The following is a 22,078-nucleotide window of genomic DNA, read 5'->3' as shown; positions in this document are numbered from 1 at the left end:
GCTCCGGTGGTGCGCGATCAGGGCGGTGGTTGCGACCATCGCGGGGTGTTGAGCACCATGATCTCGGCATCTTTGGACGCCTGACCACGCCCCAGCAACACCAGCCAGCCAAACACTCGAACCAAGGTCAGATACAGCAGACGCACCGGCACAGACCGCGATCTTGCCCGCGCGGCCTCTGGAGGTCAAAGCCGCAGATCAGGCGCCACCCCTTTGAGTTATGAAGCGGTACAACCTTCTTACGCGCTCAGGCCAAGAAGCTGCTGGCCGTCGATTTCTTCCACATCGACACGATTTCCTTGAGACGGCTGTACGTGCTGTTCGTGATGGAGGTCGCCACCCGGCGCGTTCACATCCTCGGTGTGATCGCCCACCCGACCGGAGCGTGGACGGTCCAGCAGGCCCGCAACCTGCTCATGGACCTCGGCGACCGGGTCGGTTTCTTCCGCTTCCTCATCCGCGACCGAGATACCAATATGGGCGCCGGGGGACAGGCTGAGCATACGGAACAGCCGAGCAGCCGGCTCGCTCAGCGCCCCGTAGGACCAGGAGAACACGGTGCGCAAACAGGTCGCCGCATCGCCGCAGTCGAATGCAGCGAGACCGGCCTGCAGCTGATCGGCGATGGCCCTGAGCGGGAACTCATGCTGAACGGCGCTGCGGGCCGCGGCTATGGCCAGAGCAAGAGGCAGGCGCCCGCACGCGGTGATGAGTGCGTCGACGGCCGCAGGATCGGCTTGCAGTCGCTCGCGATCGATGCGGCGTGCCAGCAGTTCGTACGCCTCATCGGTCGTGAAAAGGGTCAGTCCCAGGGGGTGAGCGCCTTCGGTGGCGACCAGGCTGGACATCTGGCGACGGCTGGTGACAACGACCAGACACCTCCCGTTGCCGGGCAGCAGCGGACGCACCTGCTCAGCGTCACGTGCGTTGTCCAGCAGGATCAGCACCCGCCGATGCGCGAGCACGCTCCGGAACTGCGCAGCCGCCTGATCCGTATCAGCTGGTATCTGCTGGGAGGGGACGTGCAGGGCATCGAGAAATCCGCGCAGCACATCGGCGGCTTCCACCGGATTCGCAAGTCCATACCCGCGCAGATTGACATACAGCTGTCCATCAGGGAATCGGTCGCGGACACGGTGCGCCCAGTGCACCGCAAGGGTCGTTTTGCCGATCTCCGTTGTTCCCGCGATCGCCGAAATTGTGGCGGCGGGCGGCGCGCCGTCATCGGGCAGAAGAGCATCGAGGTGTTTCACATGCTCTTCGCGACCTGAGAAGGATGCGATGTCGGCTGGAAGTTGCATCGGCGGTAAGGGATCGACGCCGGCCAAGCTGAGTGAAGAGGGCGGAGCGACGAGGGAAGGATCCGCCCGGAGAATCGCCAGCTCCAGCTGGATGAGTTCCGCTGCCGGGTCGAGACCGACCTCCTCCATCAGCCTGTTCTTCGTCCGCCTGTAGCACTCCAGGGCCTCGTCGCTTCTCCCCTCCCGATGCAGGGCCAGCATGAGCTGACCCGTGATCCGCTGCCGGTAGGGGTATTCGGATGCCAGAGCGGAGAGCCTGCCGATCAGCGACCGGTGCCGGCCGAGCCGTAGCTCGGTGTCCATCTGGTCCTCAATCGCCCGTAATCGCAGCTCGGCCAACTCCTGATGCAGGTGCTCAGCAGCAACCTCGTGCGCGAGACCGTCGCCGCGCCACAGGCCGAGTGCCTCGGCGTACAAGGCTGCCGCCGTGCTGTCGCCAGCGTCTCGTGCGCTAGCGAGCAAGTCGCGAAATCGGTGCACGTCAACGCTGGCCCGATCCACCGTCAAGCGATAGCACGCACCTTCGCGCTCAATGTTGAGAGCCTGATCGACCGTGCGCAATCGCGCACGCAGCCTGGAGATTAACGACTGGACGGTACGCCGGGCAGATTCCGGCACCTCGTCCGTCCAGACCAGTTCGACCAGCCTGCCGAGAGGAACCCAGCGGTTGGCCTCCAGCAGCAGCACAGCGAGAACAAGGCGTTCCTTGCGTGAACCTATGGGAATGCGTCGCCCGGCGGCCAATATCTCCAGCGCGCCGAGAAGCCGGAATTCCATCAAAGACCTACCTCTACAGCAGATTTCTTGCAGCCGCGGCGCGTATCAGCGCTCAACATGCTGAACAAGGAGAACGACATCCGCACGGAACCCACCGCAGGACGCCCATCACCAGCGGCCTGTTCAAGGGCGGGCCGCCCGCAGCCGCAGGCTCGAGCAGCCGGTGATCAGGACGTGCTTGCCGGACAGCTCAACGCCGGACAGGACTTCGGTCGCGGTTCGGTGCGTGTCGACCCCCGAGCCGATCTTGTGTTGCGAGATGCCTACGCGCCAAAAAGCAGGAGCTAAAGTGCAGGCTAGATCAAGCCATGGCGATCCAGCATGTGCGCGTACGGAGAGATCCGCCCGGGGCATCGGGCGGATCTATCCGCGACGATCCTTTGGGCTCAGATGAGCGCTCTGCGTCTGACAGAGGCAAGGCCCGCACCGACGAGGACAGCGGTGATGCCTGTCATGATCGCGATGCCGGTGGCCGTGAAGGGCTCGCCGGAGATGACCATGGGCAAGTTGGGGTAGGGCACGGCGTACTTGGCGATCCAGTAGTCGATGCCGAGGATCGGCCCGAGCACCTCGCCGAAGAGGTTGACGAACAGGAAGGCCGCCCAGGAGATCGCGGCGGCGGCGCGCGGGAGCAGGCCGAAGGCCAGGACGCCGACCCCGGCCAGGGTCCAGGTGGCGGGCACCTGCACCAGGGCTCCCGCGAGCACCTTGCCGGGTGTCCCCGCCACTAGGCCCATGGTCAGCCCGGCGGCGGCGAGGATCAGCACGGTTCCCGCCAGCGCGAAGAGCAGGTGACCGGCGACCCAGCGTACGCGGGAGACCGGGGCGGACAGGAGCAGTTCGGCGCGGCCGGCGGTCTCCTCGTTGCGCAGCCGCAGCAGGGCCAGCAGCGGGTAAAGGGCCGAGACGTAGCCGAGGCTGAGCATGATCAGCCACAGGTAGGCGTCGGTCATGCCGGCCTCGGGCGAGGCGGTGTAGCGCCGGAAGAACTCCTCGACCGCGGCGCCCTGCCTGGCGACCTCTTCGATGGAGGTGGCCAGGGCACCCAGGACCAGCCCGGCGATTGCGTACCCGGCGACCCAGCCGAGGAGCAGGCCCTTCTGCAGGCGCCAGGCCAAGCTCAGCGGGCTGCGCAGCCGGTCGGACGAAGCCGGTCCCGGGCGTTCGGGAATGAGACCGTGGCCCAGGTCGCGTCGGGTGAGCAGCCGGTAGGCCAGGGCGACGGCAGCGGCGGTGAAGGCGAGGCTGAGCAGCAGCACGGCCGCGTCGTTGACCCCGTACGGCCCGTACCAGGTGTGACCAGCCCTGCGGGGACAGCCACTTCAGCACGGTCAGGCCGCTGCCGTCGGCGAGGAAGCGCAGAATGTAACTGACGCCGAGGCCGAGTGCGGCCACGCCGATGGCGGTGCGGGCGGTCTGCGTGAGCTGGGCGGCCACCGCGCCCAGGCCGGCGAAGACCAGGCCGGCGGAGGTGATCGCGGCGCCGAAGGCCAGCGAGCCGGACGCGTCCGCGCCGACGGCGGTCATGGCACCGGCGGTGAGCAGCCCTGCCAGCATTGCGGAGCCGCACGTGACGGCGAGTGCGGCAGTCAGTGGCGCCAGGCGGCCGACCACGCCGGCGCCTACCAGTTCGGCGCGGCCGGACTCCTCCTCGCCCCGGCTGTGCCGGACGACGGTGAGGATCATGATCAGCCCGAGGATGGTGTAGATAGCGTCGGCGTTCTTCCAGACCGCCATGCCGGCCAGGGTGGCGGAGTGGACCTCGCCGGCGAACGCGGTCAGTGTCTGATTCGCGGCCATCTCGCGGGCGAACGCGGCGATGTTGGGAATGCCGGTCGCGTAGCGCTGTACCTGCCCGGCCGCGAGGATGACGAGCAGCAGCATCCAGAGGGGGGCGATGAAGCGCTCGCGCTTGAGCACGAGCTTGGTCAGGGTCCAGGTGCCGTTCATCGCTCCGCCTTCGCGCTCTCGTAGTGGCGCAGGAACAGGTCCTCCAGTGAGGGAGGGGCGCAGGTCAGATCGCGCACGCCGACCCGGATCAGCTCGGCCAGCGTCGCGTCCAGCCGGGTTCGGTCCACCTCGAAGGAGATCCGGTTGCCGTCGATCCGCACCGCGTGCAGGTCCGGAATCCGGGTCAGCCCGTTGGGCGGGGACGCCAGCTCGGCGCTGACCCGGCTGCGGGACAGGCCGCGCAGCTGCGACAGGGGGCCGGCCTCGACCGTGTGGCCGCGCCGGATGATCGTGACGCGGTCGCACAGCGCCTCGACCTCGGACAGGATGTGGCTGGAGAGCAGGATCGTACGGCCGCGCCGCTTCTCGTCGGCCACGCACTGCTGGAAGATCGCCTCCATCAGCGGGTCCAGGCCGGAGGTGGGCTCGTCCAGGATGAGCAGCTCGGCGTCGGAGGCGAAGGCGGCGACCAGGGCGACCTTCTGCCGGTTGCCCTTGGAGTAGGACCTGGCCTTCTTGCGCGGGTCCAGCTCGAAGCGCTCCAGCAGCTCACCCCTGCGAGCCGGGTCCAGGCCGCCGCGCAGCCGGCCGAGTAAGTCGATCACCTCGCCGCCGGTCAGGCCCGGCCACAGGCTCACGTCGCCCGGCACGTACGCCAGCCGCCGATGCAGCTCGGCCGCCTCCCGCCACGGGTCGCCGCCCAGCAGCACGGCCCGGCCGGCGTCGGCGCGCAGCAGCCCCAGCAGGGTCCTGATGGTGGTCGACTTGCCGGAGCCGTTCGGTCCGAGAAAGCCGTGAACCTCGCCGGCTCGCACGGTCAGGTCCAGTCCGTCCACCGCCCGGGCCCGGCCGAAGGACTTGACCAGTCCCTCTACTTCGATAGCCAATTCCATAGCCGCCACACTCCTTGTCTTGTTCACTTTGGTGCTCATCAAGACGGTAGAAGCCGCGATCATCCGACGGCATCGGGCATATTCCCCTATTCGAGGCGGGCCAGCTCCGTCCGGGGGAGGCGCGGTCGAGATGGTGGCCGACGTTCCCGGGGCTGGGGAACCACCACGGGCCGAGGTCCGGCCTGCGAACCATTGAGCCCGATCGTTAACAGGTGGCTTAAGCGGCGGTTCGTTTTCTCGCGTTGTTTCGTAGCGGTGACCGGCGCGATCGTTGCCCTATGAGCGAACCGATCGACATCGTGGCGGTGTCGGATCACTGCGGGGGCTCGCGGTGGCACGCTGTGGTGCCACGCGGCCCGGTGGCCGGGACGGCTGACTTGCAGCCGATCATCCCGTTCGGGGAAGACTTCCTGCCGTCCCCGGTGCTGGAGCCCGGTGCCGCGGAGTTGAGCCTGCACGTGGAGCCACTGTGGCGGCGCCGTGGGCTTGGATCCAGGCTGCTGGCCGCCGTCCGGGGGCGGTCCGCCGGGCCCCGTCTGGTGGCGCACGTGGCGGCGGGCTCGCCGGGGGAGGCGTTCTGCCTGCGGCACGGCTTCTGGTACACCGGATCCAGGCGCCATGATCGGCTCTCCTACGGCGATGTGCACCAGGCATGGCTCGGTGAGATGGTCGAGGCCGAGCACTCCGGATACCGCTTGATCCACTGGACCGGCGATCTGTCCAGCCCGATCCCTGCCGAAGAACTGCTCCGACGCCCGAGCCGCACGGGTAACGCCACCTTGACCGCTGCGAAGGCGGAAGGCGTTCTGGCGGCGTACGCCTTGGCGGTGGTGGACGCGCCCGGGCACCCCCGCGCTCGCCAATATGGACCGGCCGTGCTGCCCAGCCACCGAGGGCGGCGATTGGGCCTGTGGGTCAGCGCCGCTTTGATCCAGCGGTTGCGCGAGGTCCACCCGCACGTCAACGAGATCGAGATCGCCTCTGCGAAGGACGAGTCGCATCTGCTCGCCTTGCGCAAGCACCTCGGCTTTCAGCCTTTCCGGCGAACTCGCCGCTACGAACTCCCTTATTCATGAACACAACCAAGCGGTACGTGAGCCGGCGCCCGCTGTCAGAGAGGTCTGTCATGGTGAGTCAGAGAAGCGGTCCTAAGAGATGGCTCATATTAGTGGTGCTCTGTATGAGCTCATTGGTGCTGGTCATCGACAACATGGTGCTCAACGTGGCGATCCCGCCGCTGACGAGGGACCTCGGTGCCACCTCCCAGGACATCCAGTGGATCCTCGATTCCTACATCCTGGTCTTCGCCGGCCTGCTGCTGATCGCCGGCAGCCTGTCGGACCGGTACGGCCGCCGCCGCATCATGATCCTCGGATTGGTGATCTTCGGTGTGGCAAGCCTGGCGGCGACGTTCGCACAGGATCCGCTGCAACTGGTGGCCGGCCGGATCGCGATGGGCATCGGCGGCGCACTGATCATGCCTTCCACGCTGTCAATCCTGATCACCGTCTTCACCGACGAGAAGGAGCGGCGTAAGGCGTTGACCGCATGGTCCGCGGTGACCATGGTGGGCCTGGTCGGCGGACCCGTCGTCGGCGGTTTGCTGATCGCCGAGTTGTGGTGGGGCGTCGCGTTCCTCATCAATGTGCCGATCGCCGCACTGGCGATCATCGCGGCGCTCGCGCTGATGCCGGAGTCCAAGGGCCCGTGGCGCAGGCCGGACCCGGTGGGCGCCGTGCTGTCCATCGTGGGGATGACCGCACTGGTGTGGGCGATCATCGAGTTGCCCCACGGCGGCATCACCCACCCCGGCATCCTCGCGGCTTCGGCGGCGGCCGCGGCTTGTCTGATCGGCTTCGTCATCTGGGAGATCCGATCCGACTCCCCGATGGTGCCGATGAGCCTTTTCCGTGATCGCAACTTCTCCGGCGCGAGCCTCTCGGTGGTGCTCCTCAGCGTTGCCAACGGCGGCCTGCTGCTGGTCCTGACGCAGTACCTGCAGTTCGTCCACGGCTACAGCCCGATGCAGGCCGGGCTGACGTTCCTGCCGGTGGCAGTGGCTTCGCTGCTGTTCAACGTCATCGGCGCGGTGCTGGGAAGCAAGGTCGGCAATCGGGCTCTGGTCGCCGTCGGCATGCTCATCATGGCCATCGGGATCGGTGTCCTGGGCACCGTGGACGCCACGGACGACTTCTGGCTGATCGGCGTCGCCCTGGGCGTGGTGGGCATGGGAAGTGGCCTGGCCATTCCCACCGCCATCAACGCTCTCATGGGCGCCGTGCCCGCCGAGCACGCCGGAGTGGGATCCGCGGTCAACGACACCATCCAGCAAGCCGGTGCCGCGCTGGGCGTGGCCATCCTGGGCAGCGTCATGGCCGACGCGTACACGAAGAACATGCCGGCCGGTGCCCCCGAAGCGGCGCGCCACAACATCAGCGACGCGCTCAAGTTCGGCGACCCGGCGCTCGCCAGCGTCGCCCGCGAGGCCTTCACCAACGGCATGGCGCTCACCTTCACCGCCAGTGCCTGTGCTGTCGTCCTGGCAGCCGTCATCGCCACCTTCATTCTGCGCGACCGCAAACCCGCGGCCGCCCAACCGGACCCGGCCCCCGCCGAAGAGCGCGTACTGGCCGGCACGACGGAGTGAACCACGTTCCGTCCGCTCGACCCTGTTTTTTCCACCGATTCAAGGAGCACACAACCATGTCCATCACCCTTACCGACCAGGACAAGCACACCCTGCGGACCGCGGCGTACGGCGCCGTCGCACTGCTGGCCGCCGCCGGTGCCGCCGGTGGTTCGCCGCACAGGATCGCCACCGACGGCTCCGTCGCCCTGGCCTCCGCGATCGGCCCGGTCGGGCACGTGCTCGCCGAGCAGAAAGGCATGGACCTGAACGGCAAGTCGACAGCCGAACTCGCCGACCGCGTGCTGCCGGCTCTGACGGAGGCCATGGGCCTGCTCAACAAGCAGGATCCGGCCGAGGCCGGCAACTTCCGCGGCATCGTCATGCTCGCCGTCGAAGCGGCCACCCGGACCCAGCAGAGCGGGCCCAGCCCCACCATGACCGAGATGGTCCGCAAGATCACCGAGGCCATCGACGCCGCCTGAGTCACAAGCGGGACCAAGAAAGGAAACAAATGAGTACGACAGAGGACTACCAGGCTGCGGAACTGCTGCTCCGCCGACCCGCCCGACCCGGCGAGCTCATCGTCGGCGACAAGGTCAACCCGCAGTGGATCGACGGAGGAACCCGATTCTGGTACGGGGTGAGCAACGGCGTCGGCAAGCGATTCGTGCTCGTCGATCCGGCGGCGGGCACCCGCGAGCCGGCCTTCGACCACGCCCGGCTCGCCGCCGCGCTCACCGCCGCCTCCGGACAACCGGTCGACCCCGAGGCTCTGCCCTTCGCGGCCTTCATGTACGCCGGGAACGCCGTGGAGTTCTTCGCGGTGGGCCAGTTCTGGCGCTGCCGCCTGGACAGCTACACCTGCGAGCCGGCCGAGTTCTCACCTCCGGGCAATCCGCTGGCGGTGCCCTCACCGGACAAGAAGATCGCCGTATCGCGGCGCGGGCACGACCTGTGGGCCCACTCGCTCACCGACGGCCGCGAGTGGGCGCTGACCACCGATGGCGAGCCCGCCTACCAGTACGGTTCCAGCCCGGAGAGCATGGGCAACGGCACCCTGCTGCGCAAGTTCGGCCTGCCCCACCTTCCGCCCGCGGTGGCCTGGTCGCCGGACTCGACGAAGGTGCTGACGCACCGGACCGATGAGCGCCGCGTGCGGCTGACCCACCTTCTGGAGGCCAGACCCGCCGACGGCGGCGCGCCACAGCTGCACGCCCAGCGGTACGCGTACACCGGGGACGAGCACGTGCCGCAGAGTGAGCTGGTGGTGTTCGACGTCGCCGCGGGCACGATGGTCCGCGCGCAGGCCGAGCCGCTGCTGACGCCGACGATGTCACCGGTCATGGGCAAGTGGGCATGGTGGGCAGACGACGGATCGGCGGTGTACTACCTCAGCCAGCCTCGCGACCGGCGCACGCTCACCCTGCACCGCCTCGACCCGGCCACCGGTGAGGTCACCACCGTGGTCAGCGAAACCGGGGACACCCGCGTGGAGCCCAACCAGTGGCTGTACGACCCCCCGATCGTGCGGGTGCTGGCCGGCGAGGTGCTGTGGTACTCACAGCGAGACGGCTGGGGCCACTTATACCGGTATGACCTGCGTACTGGCGAGCTGCTCGGGCAGGTCACCTCGGGGGACTGGGCCGTGCGGCAGATCCTGCACGTCGACGAGGACGAGCGGATGGTCTACTTCACCGCCACCGGCCTGATCGACGCCGACCCGTACCGGCGCGCGGTGTGCCGGGCGGGGCTGGACGGTACCGGGTTCGCCAAGCTGATCGGCGACGACCTGGACCACACCGTCACGGTGCCGGAGAACACGTCGTTCTTCCTCGACTCCGCCTCCACTGTGGACACCCCGCCGGTGACCACGGTCCGCGACTGGTCCGGGCGGGTGCTGGTGGAACTGGAGCGCGCTGACATCAGCAAGCTCACCGCCACCGGGTGGACGGCGCCGGAACGGTTCCGCGTCAAGGCGGCCGACGGCGTCACCGACATCTACGGGGTCCTGTACCGACCGCGGGGGTTCGATCCCGCCAAGCGTTACCCGGTGGTGGACAACATCTACCCCGGCCCGCAGGTCAACCGGACCACTCCGGGCTTCGACCCGGGTGGGATGGGCATGGACGCCGAGCCCCTTGCGGCGCTGGGCTTCGTGGTCGTCGCGGTGGACGGGCGAGGCACCCCGGGGCGCGGCAAAGCCTTCCACGACGCCTCCTACGGTCACCTCGCGGACGCGGGTGGCCTGGCCGATCATGTCGCGGCGCTGCGGCAACTGGCCGAAACCCGGCCGTGGATCGACCTGGACCGGGTGGGCGCGTTCGGCCACTCGGGCGGCGGGTTCGCCACCGTACGGGCGATGCTCGACTTCCCGGAGACTTACAAGGTCGGTGTCGCACTGTCCGGCTCACACGAGGCCCGCTGCTTCAACCTGGACTTCGTGGAGGCCTACGACGGCGCGGACAATCCGGAAGCGTGGGCCCGGACCTCCAACGTGGACATCGCGGATCGGCTGGCCGGCAAGCTGTTGCTCATCCACGGCGAAATGGACGACCGGGTCCACCCGGATCAGACGCTGCGGCTGGCCGACCGGCTCATCGCCGCAGGGAAGGATTTCGAGCTGCTCATCGTGCCCGGGGCCGAGCACGCGTTCATCGACTGCCTGGCCTACGTCCGTACGCGGGGCTGGGACTTCCTGGTGCGCGAGCTGATGGGCACGCAGCCGCCGGCCTACCGCCCCGCACCCATCGCCATCGATCCCGAACTGCTCAGCGAAATGTTCTCCTGAGCGGCACCGGCGGCCACGCCGAGCGGGCAAGTCTTGGCGTGGCCGCTCTCATACGGCGTGGGTGCCGAGGTCGCGGAAGACTCGTGCCAGGGCATGGACGTACCGGTTGTCGTTGTCGGTGCGCCAGATCAGCCCCCACCGGAACCGGGGGGCGTCGTGAATTCCCAGGTAGATGATGTCGGGACGCTGAAAGTAGCGGCTGGCGTGAGCGCCGATGGGGTGGATCATCTGGCCGGTGCTGACCAGCCGCTGGATCTGTTCGTAGTTGGCGACGTGGATGCGGTTGTTCACGGGCCGGCCGCTGCTGGTGGTGTACGGGTTGTAGGCGTCCTCCCAGTAGTCAGGTAAGTACGGGCTCGCCGTGGACACGGGATGATCGTCGCCGAAGACCTCCGTCGATACCGTGCCGCGATCGGCAAGTGGATGATCGACAGCGACGGACAGCAGCCGCGGCTCGGTGTAGACGACCGGGCCGACGGTGAGGTCGGGTTCCTCGACCGGTAGCCAGGCGATCAGTGCGCTGATCTGGCCGTCGCGCAGGGTTCTGAACGGTTCGACGAAGCCGCTGTGTCCGAGTTGGAGCCGGCATTCGGGGTGGCGGGAACGAAAGGTCTCCCAGGCCGGGCGTAGGTCGTGGGCGATGTCGGGGATCATGCCGACGCGAAGGGTGCTGGTGACGCCTTGCGCGGCCATGCGTGCCCGTTGCAGGCTCTGGCGCAGCTCACGGTAGACCGGTTCCAGGTCGGCGCGAAGCAGTGTCCCCAGCGGAGTGAGCCTGACGGCGCGGCTGGTGCGTTCGAAGAGGGCCCCGCCGATTTGGCGTTCCTGTTGCTTGATGGCCTGGCTGACCCGTGCGGGCGTGACGTGCAGTCGTGCGGCCGTGCGGCCGAAATGCAGCTCCTCGGCCAGAGTCAGAAAGATTTCGATGTCGCGCAGTTCCATAAAGATTCCGTTGATCGTCGGACTGACTCAAACAACGACGAAACGATCTTGCGCGCGCGTGACACAGACCGCCTTTGTTCTGCATCCCGAACAAAAGCCGTCATTGAGTATGCCGAACGAGTCGAGCCCAGCCAATGCCACATACGCGACGACGGGCCGTGTCATCAGCGGTGACGCCACACTTCGCGCAGTCACCCCGGAACGCTGTCGCTGATCTCGTCGTGGGTTGCGGGCACCGCGCCCTTCCAGCGGCCGGCGGGTCTGGCGCTGCGCAGGCCGAGGGCGGAGACCCCCGCCCCCAGCAGCACCATGGCCACCGGGATGGCGAGCGCGGTGCGGTAGGCGTCCAGCACCGCGCCCGGTGAGCCATCGGCGCCGGCCGCGGCGAACCCGTACACTGCGGTCACCGCGGAGATCCCGACCGCCGAGCCGAACTGGGTGAAGGTGTACAGCAGGCCGCCAGCCAGACCCTGCTCCTCCTCCGCCACGCTGCCGGTGGCCGCGATCGTGAGCGGACCGTAGGCGAGGGCGAAGGCGGTGCCCGCGATGATCAAAGTCGGGAACATCGCAGCGTACGACCAGTCCATCCCGACCGGCAGGAACAGCCCGTAGGCCACGATCGCCAGCACGAAGCCGCCGAAGATCACCCGGGCGTTGCCGTAGCGGCTGACCAGGCGCGGCGTGAGGACGGGCGCCAGCACGGCGTCACAGCCCATCGCGATCAGCGCGATCGCGGTCTGCAGCGAGGACCAGCCGCGCAGCTCCTGCAGGTAGAGCGTGACGACGAACTGGAAGCCGAAGAACGCGCCCAGAAAGAGCAGCGCGGCGACCTGGGCCCGCACCATGGCGGTCTTGCGGAAGATCGCTAGCCGGACGAGCGGCGCCTCGGCGCGCCGTTCGATCAGAATGAACACCGCCACCAGCGCCAGCCCGGCGGCGAACGCGCCGAGGGTGAGCCCGATCCCTTCCCCGGGGTGTTCAAGCCGGAGGATGCCGTAGGCGAGCAGCAGCATCGCGGCGGCGGCACTGGCCGCGCCGGCCAGGTCGTAGCCGTGCCGCGCGGGTGCGGGGTAGGCCTCGGCGGGCAGCAGCCTGAACGCCGCGAGCAGGATGGCGCCGGCCAGGAACACCGGGGCGAAGAACACCCAGCGCCAGCCGAGTTCGGTCAGCAGGCCGCCGATGACGAGGCCCGTCGAGAAGCCACCGGCGCCGACGCCGGCGAAGACCAGTAGGGCCCTGTCGCGCTGCGGCCCCGCCGGGTAGGAGGTCGTGATGATCGACATTGCGGCAGGGGTCATGAAGGCCGCCGCCACGCCCGTGACGAACCGGGCCACGACCAGCATCCACCCCTCGGTCGTGAATCCGCCCAGCATCGAGAAGAGCATGAAGACGCCCAGCCAGGTGAGGAACATCCGCCGCCTGCCCAGCAGATCCGCAGCCCGGCCGCCGAGCAGGGTGAATCCGGCGTAGCCGAGTACGTAGCCGCTCATCACCCACGCGGCCGTGCCGGTGGTCAGGCCGAGGTCGGCGCGGATGTCGGGGATGGCGACGGCCAGCATCGCGACGTCGCCGCCCTCAAGGAAGATCGTGCCGCACAGGACGAGCAGCAGAGCCCAGGCTCGTCCGCTCAAGCGGGCCGTGGGAACGGTGGACATGAATACGCTCCTCACCCGTTGTGTCGCTCGGTCACATCGGGTCCATCAGCAGGACAACCAGATGTCTCGCACCTGCTCAGCGACATCATGAGCAGGTGGAGCCGGAGGAGACTCCGGTAAAGGGGGTGAACAGTTCGATGGCGTCGTCCTCGGTCGTCAGCACGGTGCCGCCGACCGTGACCCGGCGGTGGCCGGCCTGGAGGGCCAAGGTCATGCCGGGTGCTAGGACGAAGTCGTGGCCGGTCGGTGGCTCTTGGCCTCCGGCGCTCAGGCTGAGCGGGTTGAGCCCCACGAGGCGCGGCTCGTCGCCGGGACCCCCCAGTTGCGCGGCTACCGCGGCGGCGGCCTGGCCGACAGTGTTCCCGGGCCGTATGGCGCGCAACCCGGCCGCGTAACCAGCCATGGCCCGATCGAGAGCGTCGGCCACGGGGTCGGTCGGCTCGCCCAGCATGAGCGGAATACGCCCTCTGACTTCGAGGAAGCCGTACGTGCAGCGGATCTCGACCGGCACGACGTCGCCAGGGGAGATCGGCCCGCCGCCGGCACTGACACGGACGGTCGGTGTGGCGCCCAGCGCATAGCCGGTGGACAGCCCGGCTGCGGACAACTCGCTCTCGTGGGTACCCGGTCGCAGCGCGTCCGCCACCGCGTCCGCCATCGCCTTGGCGATGCGGGCGCCCTCGGACAGGATCGCGAGCTCCTCGCCGGAGTGCCGGACGACGAGTCGGAAGTATCCGGGCCAAACCGAGGTGAAAGCGACATGCGGAAGCAGGCCGAGCACCTGCGACCAAAGGCTGTGGGGCAAGAGCGGACCTCGGTGGATCGGCGGGTACGGTTCGAGGCCGAGCACACCCACGGCGGACCGGTGCAGCCGGTGTTCCCGGAGCACCTCCGCGATGCCGTACGCGTGCCGGGACGGGCGGGTGGGCACCCACGGGCTGCTGGACGGTCCGTCAGTCAGCGCCACCGGTCTGCCGTCGCGCGGGAAGATGACGATCGCGCCTGAGGGGCCACAGGTGAAATACGTGTTCTCGTACAGCAGGAGCGCCTCGACGCCTTCGGCGTCCATCAGCGCCCGGCCCAGTGCCCAGCGACGGCTGCGCTCGTCCTGCGAGTACATCTCGAAGCCCATGAATCGAGACTAGGAATCCCGGGACGCCGGTCGCATCGGACAGATGTCCGGTGTTCTCGATTGCCTGTGGGACGGACATTGATCTACATTTCCGAATATGCTTCATGGGCGCAGAAAGGAGCAGGCCGAGCTCGATCGCCTGCTCGACAAGGCCCGCGGGGGCTCCAGCGGGGCTTTGATGATTTCCGGGGAGCCGGGGATCGGCAAGTCGGCGCTGGTCGATTACGCCGGAAATCGCGCGACGCCACTGCCCGTGTTGCGGGTCAGTGGCGTCGCAAGCGAAGCCGAACTGCCTTACGCGGCACTGCAGTTATTGCTCAGCCCACTCCTTGAGGAGATCGAGGCGCTGCCCGAGCCGCAGGCCGACGCGCTGCGAGCCGCGCTGGGCCTGGCTGCGGCGCCGCGGTCGGGGGTGGACCGGTTCCTCGTCGGCCTGGCCGCCCTGACTCTCCTCGCCGAACGGGCGCCGCTGGTGTGCCTCATCGACGACACCCAGTGGCTGGACCGGGCTTCGGCCGACGCCCTGCGTTTCGTGGCGCGCCGCCTGCGGGACGAGGGCGTCGCCCTGATCTTCGCCGCCCGGCCGGGGTTCGAGGCCCCTGGAGTGCCGGTGCTGTGCCCTGCCGACCTCGACCGCGCTGCGGCGAGCCGGCTGCTGGATGAGTACGCACCCGGCCTCAGCGGCGCGGCGCGGGAGCGGGTGCTGGCCGAGGCGGCGGGCAACCCGCTCGCGCTGCGCGAGCTGCCCGCCCACACCGACGACCCGCTGGCGACGGCCAGGCTGCCACTGCCACACCGCATCCAGCAGGCCTACGAGCAGCGTATCCGTGAACTGCCCGCACCCACCCAGAGCCTGCTGGCCCTCGCCGCAGCCGAGGAGTCCGGCGACCTGGCAGTGATCTTCGCGGCCGCGGCGGTTCTCGGCTTGCCGGTCGCCGCCCTCGACTCGGCCGATGCGGCCGGGCTGGTCACCGTCTCCGCACCGACGTGGTCGTTCCGGCACCCGCTCATCCGGGCCGCCGCCTACCAGAACACGACCTACAGCCAACGGCTGGATCTCCATCGCGCACTTGCCGACGTACTGACCGGCGAGCTGGACGCCGACCTGCGGGCTTGGCACCTCGCCGCGGCCGCGACCGGACCGGACGCCCAGGTGGCCGAAGCGCTGGAGCGGGCCGCCGGCCGCGCCCGCGAGCGTACGGGCTTCAGTGCCGCCGCCTCCGCGCTGACCAGGGCCGCACAGCTCACCCCGGACGTCGCCGAGCGGGGCCGGAGGTTGGTGCTCGCCGCCGAGACGGCCGAGCTGGCCGGGCGGACGGAACACGCGCTGGCCCTGGCCGACGAGGCCGAGCGCCTCGCCCCGGAGCTCCGGCCCGCCGCCCTGAGGGCGCGGATCGCCTTCGAAAGCGGCTCGCTGCGCATGGCCTGCGACATCCTGATCGACGCGGCCGAAAAGAGCGACGCGGAAGCCGCCGCGGCGATGCTGACCGACGCCGTCCGCGCGGCGTTCTACGCGGGCGAGCCCGGCTGGGCCGAGCAGGCCCGCACCCGGCTCGACAAGCTGCCGCTCCCCGGCGACGCCCTGGCCCGGCTGATGGCCGCCGGAGTCACCCTCCTCCTCACCGGAACGGTGGAGGAAGCGCTGACGAACTGCCGCGCATATGTGGCCCAGGTCCGGCAAGCCCCTGACACCCCGGCCGTGATGCGCAGCAACGCCGCCTCGCTGGCCATCCTGGTCGGGGACTTCGACGCTGCCCGCACGCTCTCGATGTCGCTCACCGAGGAGTGCCGCACCCGCGGCATGATCGGCTGGATGCCGCTCGCCCTGGCGACGCTGTCGGTCGCCGAGCTCTACCGCGGGCGTCTGCGGGACAGCGCGCTCGCCGCGGCCGAAGGGCTGCGCGTCGCCGAGGACACCGGGCAGATCCACCGCCTGGCGCACCAGCAGGGCGTGCTGGCCTGGCTGGCGGCGGTGGAAGGCGACGAGGAACGCTGCCGCGCGCTGGCCGAGCAGAACCTCACCCACTTCGCCACCGAGCACGTCGCCACCAGCAGAGCCTGGGGCGTGTGGGCACTGGCCATGCTCGACCTGGGCCACGGACGCTCCGAGGCCGCCCTCGACCGGCTCGACCGGGCTGCCCAGGGGCCGATCGGACGTCAGATCCACGCCGTGTACTTCGCCCCCGACCAGATCGAGGCCGCCGTACGGCTCGGCCGGCCGGAAGCGGCGGCCGAGCCGTACGAGCGATTCTGCCGCTGGGCGGAGGCCGCCGGCCTGACCTGGGCGCATGCCGTCGTGCACCGCTGCCAGGCCCTGCTGGCCGCGGACCCGGACGCCGAGGAGCACTTCATCGCCGCCTTGGACAGTACCGACCGCCCCTTCGAGCAAGCCCGCACCGAACTCCTCTACGGCGAATGGTTGCGCCGCAACAGGCGCCGCACTGATGCGCGCGCCCACCTCCGTGCGGCCCAGGAGACTTTCCACGGTATCGGCGCCGCCCAGTGGGCCGACCGCGCCGCGGCCGAACTGCGCGCCACGGGAGAGACGCTCACCCGCCACGGCCCCGACGACCTAACCGCCCGGCTCACCGCCCAGGAACTCCAGGTCGTACGGCTGGCCTCGACCGGAGCGACGAACAAGCAGATCGCCGCTCAACTCTTCCTCAGCTCGAAGACGGTCAGCCACCACCTCTACCGCGCCTTCCCCAAGCTCGGCGTCACCACCCGCACCGAGCTCGCCCGATTGCAGCTCGGATGAAAGTCCCCTGCCTGAATACTGCGAAGACCTACAGCGCCATAGCGTTGCTCATGGCGTTCATGATGATCAATTTCATGGACAAGGCCGTCATCGGGCTGGTCGCCAAGCCGATGAAGGAAGACCTGGGCCTGACCACCACCCAATACGGAACCGTCGCCGGAGCGTTCTATCTGCTGTTCAGCCTGTCGGCGCTGGCGTTCGGGTTCATCGGCAACCGCATCTCCAGCCGGTGGCTGCTGGCGGGACTCGCCGTGGTGTGGTCCGCCGCCCAGCTGCCCGTGGCGCTGCCCGCTGCGAGCTTGTCCGTCATCATCGCGACTCGGGTGCTGCTCGGCGCCGGTGAGGGCCCCGCCTTCCCGCTCGCCATGCATACCGCCTTCACTTGGAGCAAAGTCAAGGACCGCGGGCTGACCGGCTCGATGCTGCAGGTGTCCGGAGCGCTCGGGGCCCTCGTGAGCGGCCCTGCGCTCATCGCGGTGATCGATGCGTACGGCTGGCGGTCGGCGTTCACTGTGCTTGGGATCGTCGGGCTGGTCTGGGCGGCGGTCTGGCTCGTGTTCGGCGGCGACGGGCCACACCTGTCGCGCGAGGAGAAGGGCGACGGCCCGCGGCGGACATACCGAAGGCTCTTCTCCAGAGGAACCTGGTACGGCGCGCTCGTCGCGGGGTTCGGCGTTTCCTGGGCGCTGTCGGTCCACATCGCCTTCCTCCCGCTGTATCTGGAAGACGTCGCCGGCTTCGAACGGTCGTCGATCGGGTTCCTGACCGCCCTGCCCTCGCTGACCAGCGTTCTTCTCATTCTCCTCGGCGGTGCCCTGTCACGTCATCTGATCGGCCGCTCGCGCCGCCTCGCGCTCGGGATTCTCGGAGGCTGCTTCTCACTGGCCGCCGGGATCTGCCTCATACTGCTTCCCCATGCCTCGCCTGTCTGGCTGGTGCTGCCGTTGGCCGGTCTGGCCTTCGGCGCCGGCCCGGCGCAGACCCCGCTGACCGTCGCCGCGATCTCTGTCATCGTGCCGGACCGTCAGCGCTCGGCGGCGCTCGGAATCTGGTACGCCCTGGTCTCGATCGCGGCCGTCGCCGGTCCCATCGCCACCGGCTTCGTCGTCGATTCGGCGCCTAGCCAGATCGCCGGCTTCGGCCTGGCTTTCGGCCTTGCCGGCGGTCTGCTCGTGCTCGGGGGTCTCGCCGCGATGACACTCATCCGACCGGACCAGCCTCACAGCTCCATGAAGGGCTCGCGGGTGGCGCGGCCGCCCCGCGAGAGGCTGACCGGTGCCGGGTAGCGGTGGGTCTTCACGAAGGCCTTGGGCGGGGTGCTGCTGACCCACTCTTTGTAGATCACGGCGGCCTTGCCCTTCAGGTAGAAGCGGCCCGGGGTATCGTCGTGGCGGGTGAACTGGATGACGGCATCGTTACGGCCCAAGCTGAGCGGCTGGTGGAAGTACCCGAACCGGAACGGCTTGATGGCGCGGCCCCGCAACTCCCGGGCGATGGAGTCAGCAGCGTGGGCAGCCGACGGCATACCGCTCTGGCAGGTGCCGTGAATCGCCCCCCAAGCCTGGCGGGCTGCCGCGGCGTCGCCGATCGCGTAGATCTCGGGGTGGGACAGTGACCGCAGCGCCGGGTCGACCAGGATCAAGCCCTTGCGGTCGACCTGGATGCCAGACTCGGCGGCGAGCGTGTGAGCTTTGACCCCGGCCGTCCAGAGGCTCACGTCCGCCGGGATCACGCGGCCGCCTGCCACCTCGACGCCGCCCGGCAGCACCTTGGTGATCCGCACGCCGGTGTGGACAGTCACGCCAAGCCGCTCGAACACGGAGTAGAGGTAGGCGCGCGCCTTCTCACCCATCATCCAGCCGGGCTGCTCCGTGCTGATGAGGGACACCTTCAGGGCCGGGTGGTTCTCGGCGATCTCGGTGGCGGCCTCGATCCCGGTCAGCCCGCCGCCGCAGACGGCGACCGTCCCGCCGCTCTCCTCCAGTGAGGCCAGGCGCAGCGCCATGGAGCGGGCCGACTGGGGGCCGTTCAATGTATAGGCGTGGTCGTCAGCGCCTGGGACCACGCTCGTGTCGGTGTAGCTGCCGAGCGCGTACACCAGCTTGTCGTAGGGCAGCATCCGGGGGGCGTCGCCGTCGCCGACGTCGACCGTGACCTCGCGCCGCGCCGTGTCGACGGCGGTGGCCCAGCCCCGTACGAAGGTCACGCGCTCGCCGAGCAGCTCAGGAATCCGGAAGTCGGCCAGCTCATGGCCGGCCGCGACCTGATGCATGCGTAGCCGCTCGGTGAACCGCTCCGACGGATTGACCAGAGTGATCGACACGTCCAGCTTTCGGGTACGCAGCGCCAGCCGGACGGCGCACATCACCCCGGTATAACCGCCGCCGATGACAACGATGTTCTTCACGGGTTTCTCCCTGCTTCCGTCGTTCTTACAGGTCAAAACGCTACGGGCGCGGCACCGCTCGCGGCATCGGACGTCTTCCCTATATGTTCAGCCGGCGCTATCGGGCACGGCGACCCGATACGCGAACGCCTCGGCATCGGCCACTCGGTCAAGTACGGCCAGGCACACCAACGCTCTCGCGGCGCAGTCACACACCGCCACAAGCCGGCTCGTCTTCCAGGGCGGACTCCAGCACCAGCTTGGTCAGCCGGCCCAGCAGCCCGTTCTCGCCGACCAGCTCCACCCCTTCAGCCCGGGCCTGGTCGACCAGCCTGGCCACCAGCTCCCGATCCGTCGAGTTCTCCGGCTTCTTACGCGCCACCGCGGCGTCCTCCAGGTCGATCTCCGTCGATGCCTCGCTCCGCTGCTGATATCGGCCGGCAGGGAAGCAGGTACGGGCTCTGCGGGCCGTCTCGAGCCGTTGGGGGTGGCGGCTATGAGGGCACAGTGTCTGACCCGGACGACGAACCCCGGACGACAGCCTGGCTCTCTCTCATTCCAAGGGGAGGGGGCGGCGTGGCACGGGTGCTGTGTGGATGAGGGATGTGGTCGTGTGTCCGTACGGCGTGAACAGATCGAGGATCGGTTCGAGTTCGTCGACCGACCGCAGGTGCATCGTGAAGCAGAAGCAGTCGTCACCGGTCATTCTGTAGCACTCGACAATCTGGGGAACGTCTTCGGCGATCTTGGAGATGCGATGCAGTTCCCGGAACGCCGGACGGATTCGCACCATCACGGTGACCGGAAAGCCCAGGGCTCGCGGGTTGACCTCGGCGCGGTAGCCAGTGATCACTCCTGTTTCCTCCAGTCGCTGCACCCGATCGCTCACGGCGGGGGGCGACAGGCCGACCCGGCGGCCCAGCTCGGCGAAGCTCACCCTGGCGTCGACTTGCAGCTCGGCGAGGATTCGAAAGTCGAGGGCGTCCAATTCCTTGGGTTCGTGTGCCCGATCGGGTCTGATCTTTCGATTCGCCATTCTCCTAAAATACGGGCTCGCCGAAAATGGGGCCATGCCGCCTATCGGCCCTCGCGCCGTTCTGCTCAAGGCGCCTCCATGGACCTACTTCACCGGCAGCGCCGTCTTCCACTACCTCGGTCCGGCCTTCGCCGTGCTCTTGTTCGCGAGGCTCGACCCGCTCGGGGTCGCGGCGCTGAGGATCTGGAGCGCGGCACTCGTTCTCGCGCTCTGGCGTCGCCCCTGGCGGACACTGGTCCAGCTCAATGCCGGGGAGCGTCGTACGATCATCGCGTGGGGTGCGGTGCTCGCGGCGATGAACGTCTGCTTCTATCTGGCGATCGCTCGCGTGCCGCTGGCGACCGTCGCCGCGATCGAGTTTCTGCCGGTCATCGTGCTGGCCGCGCTCGGTGCCCGTACCGCACGTAATCTCGTGGCCCTCGTGGCCGCCGTCAGCGGTGTCTACGTGCTGACCGGAGTCCGGCTTGCCGGGGAGCCACTGGGTCTGGTGTTCGCCTTCGCCAACGCGGCGCTGTTCGCCGGCTACATCGTGCTGGCCCATCGGGCGGCTCGCGACGTGCGTGGCGTCGGAGGCCTCGACGGGCTGGCCGCCGCCATGCTCGTCGCCGGGGTGTTCGTCGCGCCCGTGGGCATCTGGCAGGCCGCTCCCGCGATGATCGAGCCGGTCACGCTCGCAGCCGGGATCGGGGTGGGCATCTGCTCGTCGGTGATTCCGTACGTGTGCGATCAACTCGCCATGGCACGCATGGCCCGCTCCACGTACGCGCTGCTCGTGGCGCTGCTTCCGGCCACAGCGACGGTGATCGGCATCGCGGTGCTCCGGCAACTGCCCTCACTCTCTGAACTCGCCGGAGTGGGGCTCGTGGTGCTCGCGGTAGCCCTCCACCACGAACTCCAGACTTCTGCGACCAAGAAGGCCACATCCTCATAGGGAGGTAGAACAAAGTGCGATACGTGAAGCTGGGTTCGTCGGGGTTGCAGGTCTCCCGGATCTGCCTCGGCATGATGACGTACGGCGATCCAGGGTCGTGGGAATGGCTGCTGCACGAGGATGCGGCCGAGCCGATCGTCCGGCGTGCCGTCGAGGCGGGTGTGACGTTCTTCGACACTGCCGACATGTACTCCGGCGGCGTGAGCGAGGAGATCACCGGGCGACTGCTCGACAAGCTCTTCGCGCGGCGCGACGACTACGTTCTTGCCACGAAGGTCTACTTCCCGATGGGGCCGGGTCCGAATGACCGAGGGCTGTCGCGCAAACATGTGTCGGCGGCCATCGACGCCTCGCTGAGCCGGCTCGGAACCGAGTATGTCGATCTGTACCAGATTCATCGCTGGGACTACGAGACGCCGATCGAGGAGACCATGGAAGCACTGCATGACGTGGTGCGGGCCGGCAAGGCCCGCTACATCGGAGCCTCCAGCATGTACGCCTGGCAGTTCGCCAAAGCGCAGCACACTGCTCAGATGGCAGGGTGGACCAAATTCGTGGCGATGCAGAACCACTACAACCTGGTCTACCGGGAGGAAGAGCGGGAGATGATCCCGCTTTGCCTGGACCAGGGGGTGGGCGTCATCCCGTGGAGCCCGCTGGCGCGCGGGCTGCTCGCCGGCAGCCGCCACCGCGACAACCGGCCACGCACGCTTCGATCCGGCAGCGACCAGCTCGCCGACAGCATGTACGGGAACGCGGACTTCGACGTCGTCGACGTGGTGCGTGCGGTCGCCGGTGAACGGGATCTGCCACCCGCGCAACTCGCCCTCGCATGGCTGCTCGGCCGGCCCGGGGTGAGCGCGCCGATCATCGGGGCGAGCAAGGTGGGACATCTAGACG

Annotated in this window: 18 protein-coding genes and 1 pseudogene; 9 read left to right on the top strand and 10 right to left on the bottom strand. The window is 68.7% G+C overall.

The features are described 5' to 3' along the window. Positions 1–17: 17 nt before the first annotated feature. The 3 genes from V5E28_RS46815 to V5E28_RS46805 form a co-directional block, all read right to left on the bottom strand. On the bottom strand, positions 18–152 hold the full coding sequence (locus V5E28_RS46815) for a hypothetical protein (RefSeq protein ID WP_336216786.1): 135 nt from the start codon (positions 150–152) through the stop codon (positions 18–20). A gap of 87 nt (positions 153–239) precedes the next feature. Continuing rightward, entirely contained in the window at positions 240–2,078 is a 1,839-nt protein-coding gene (locus V5E28_RS46810) for an AfsR/SARP family transcriptional regulator (protein WP_336216785.1), read from the bottom strand. 386 nt (positions 2,079–2,464) lie between these two features. Further along, the gene (locus V5E28_RS46805) at positions 2,465–3,337 is read right to left on the bottom strand and encodes a hypothetical protein (RefSeq protein ID WP_336216784.1); all 873 of its coding nucleotides are present in this window, start codon (positions 3,335–3,337) and stop codon (positions 2,465–2,467) included. Between the two features lie 496 nt (positions 3,338–3,833). On the opposite strand from V5E28_RS46805, the gene V5E28_RS46800 reads away from it, so the two are divergent. Continuing rightward, the gene (locus V5E28_RS46800; RefSeq protein ID WP_336216783.1) at positions 3,834–4,052 is read left to right on the top strand and encodes a hypothetical protein; all 219 of its coding nucleotides are present in this window, start codon (positions 3,834–3,836) and stop codon (positions 4,050–4,052) included. Here the strand turns inward: V5E28_RS46800 and V5E28_RS46795 are convergent. Beyond that, positions 4,025–4,921: an ABC transporter ATP-binding protein gene (locus V5E28_RS46795; protein WP_336216782.1), complete on the bottom strand. Its 897-nt coding sequence runs from the start codon at positions 4,919–4,921 to the stop codon at positions 4,025–4,027. The genes V5E28_RS46800 and V5E28_RS46795 overlap by 28 nt on opposite strands. Positions 4,922–5,199: 278 nt before the next feature. Between V5E28_RS46795 and V5E28_RS46790 the strand changes: the two genes are divergently transcribed. The 4 genes from V5E28_RS46790 to V5E28_RS46775 are packed head-to-tail and all read left to right on the top strand — an operon-like array spanning position 5,200 to position 10,338. Continuing rightward, positions 5,200–5,997 carry a GNAT family N-acetyltransferase gene (locus V5E28_RS46790; protein WP_336216781.1) on the top strand — a complete coding sequence of 266 codons (798 nt, stop codon included), beginning with the start codon at positions 5,200–5,202 and terminating at the stop codon, positions 5,995–5,997. A gap of 50 nt (positions 5,998–6,047) precedes the next feature. Beyond that, positions 6,048–7,568: an MFS transporter gene (locus V5E28_RS46785; RefSeq protein ID WP_336216780.1), complete on the top strand. Its 1,521-nt coding sequence runs from the start codon at positions 6,048–6,050 to the stop codon at positions 7,566–7,568. Between the two features lie 56 nt (positions 7,569–7,624). After that, positions 7,625–8,032 (top strand): hypothetical protein, encoded by a 408-nt coding sequence (locus V5E28_RS46780; protein WP_336216779.1) that lies wholly within the window; start codon positions 7,625–7,627, stop codon positions 8,030–8,032. A 29-nt stretch (positions 8,033–8,061) separates the two neighbouring features. Then, positions 8,062–10,338, top strand: coding sequence for a S9 family peptidase (locus tag V5E28_RS46775; protein WP_336216778.1), 2,277 nt, complete (start codon positions 8,062–8,064; stop codon positions 10,336–10,338). A 48-nt stretch (positions 10,339–10,386) separates the two neighbouring features. Here the strand turns inward: V5E28_RS46775 and V5E28_RS46770 are convergent, their stop codons facing one another. The 3 genes from V5E28_RS46770 to V5E28_RS46760 form a co-directional block, all read right to left on the bottom strand. Next, the gene (locus V5E28_RS46770; protein WP_336216777.1) at positions 10,387–11,280 is read right to left on the bottom strand and encodes a LysR family transcriptional regulator; all 894 of its coding nucleotides are present in this window, start codon (positions 11,278–11,280) and stop codon (positions 10,387–10,389) included. Positions 11,281–11,471: 191 nt separating this feature from the next. Continuing rightward, positions 11,472–12,935: an MFS transporter gene (locus tag V5E28_RS46765; protein ID WP_336216776.1), complete on the bottom strand. Its 1,464-nt coding sequence runs from the start codon at positions 12,933–12,935 to the stop codon at positions 11,472–11,474. Positions 12,936–13,020: 85 nt separating this feature from the next. Further along, positions 13,021–14,067 carry a M24 family metallopeptidase gene (locus tag V5E28_RS46760; protein WP_336216775.1) on the bottom strand — a complete coding sequence of 349 codons (1,047 nt, stop codon included), beginning with the start codon at positions 14,065–14,067 and terminating at the stop codon, positions 13,021–13,023. Positions 14,068–14,164: 97 nt separating this feature from the next. Here V5E28_RS46760 and V5E28_RS46755 point away from each other — a divergent pair, with 97 nt between their 5' ends. Both V5E28_RS46755 and V5E28_RS46750 read left to right on the top strand, forming a co-directional pair. Further along, a complete protein-coding gene (locus V5E28_RS46755; protein ID WP_336216774.1) occupies positions 14,165–16,825 on the top strand; it encodes a helix-turn-helix transcriptional regulator in 2,661 nt (886 codons plus the stop codon). A gap of 59 nt (positions 16,826–16,884) precedes the next feature. Continuing rightward, positions 16,885–18,111: an MFS transporter gene (locus V5E28_RS46750; protein ID WP_336216773.1), complete on the top strand. Its 1,227-nt coding sequence runs from the start codon at positions 16,885–16,887 to the stop codon at positions 18,109–18,111. On the opposite strand, the gene V5E28_RS46745 is transcribed toward V5E28_RS46750, so the two are convergent. From V5E28_RS46745 to V5E28_RS46735, 3 genes and pseudogenes are all read right to left on the bottom strand, one after another. Further along, positions 18,045–19,232, bottom strand: coding sequence for an NAD(P)/FAD-dependent oxidoreductase (locus tag V5E28_RS46745; RefSeq protein WP_336216772.1), 1,188 nt, complete (start codon positions 19,230–19,232; stop codon positions 18,045–18,047). The genes V5E28_RS46750 and V5E28_RS46745 overlap by 67 nt on opposite strands. 208 nt (positions 19,233–19,440) lie before the next feature. Then, positions 19,441–19,614: pseudogene (locus tag V5E28_RS46740) on the bottom strand (IS256 family transposase); the annotation flags it as partial. A gap of 150 nt (positions 19,615–19,764) precedes the next feature. Further along, on the bottom strand, positions 19,765–20,247 hold the full coding sequence (locus tag V5E28_RS46735) for an Lrp/AsnC family transcriptional regulator (protein WP_336216770.1): 483 nt from the start codon (positions 20,245–20,247) through the stop codon (positions 19,765–19,767). 34 nt (positions 20,248–20,281) lie between these two features. Here V5E28_RS46735 and V5E28_RS46730 point away from each other — a divergent pair, with 34 nt between their 5' ends. Together V5E28_RS46730 and V5E28_RS46725 are read left to right on the top strand one after the other, a co-directional pair. Beyond that, positions 20,282–21,178 carry an EamA family transporter gene (locus tag V5E28_RS46730; RefSeq protein ID WP_336216769.1) on the top strand — a complete coding sequence of 299 codons (897 nt, stop codon included), beginning with the start codon at positions 20,282–20,284 and terminating at the stop codon, positions 21,176–21,178. A 14-nt stretch (positions 21,179–21,192) separates the two neighbouring features. Next, positions 21,193–22,078, top strand: an 886-nt coding sequence (locus tag V5E28_RS46725; RefSeq protein ID WP_336216768.1) for an aldo/keto reductase, incomplete at its 3' end; no start/stop codon positions are given.

This window comes from Nonomuraea sp. LPB2021202275-12-8 (assembly GCF_037044575.1).
In the GTDB taxonomy this organism is placed as follows: Bacteria; Actinomycetota; Actinomycetes; order Streptosporangiales; family Streptosporangiaceae; genus Nonomuraea.
Note: the sequence above shows the minus strand (reverse complement) of the source record. Positions and strands in the feature narration are given on the sequence as shown.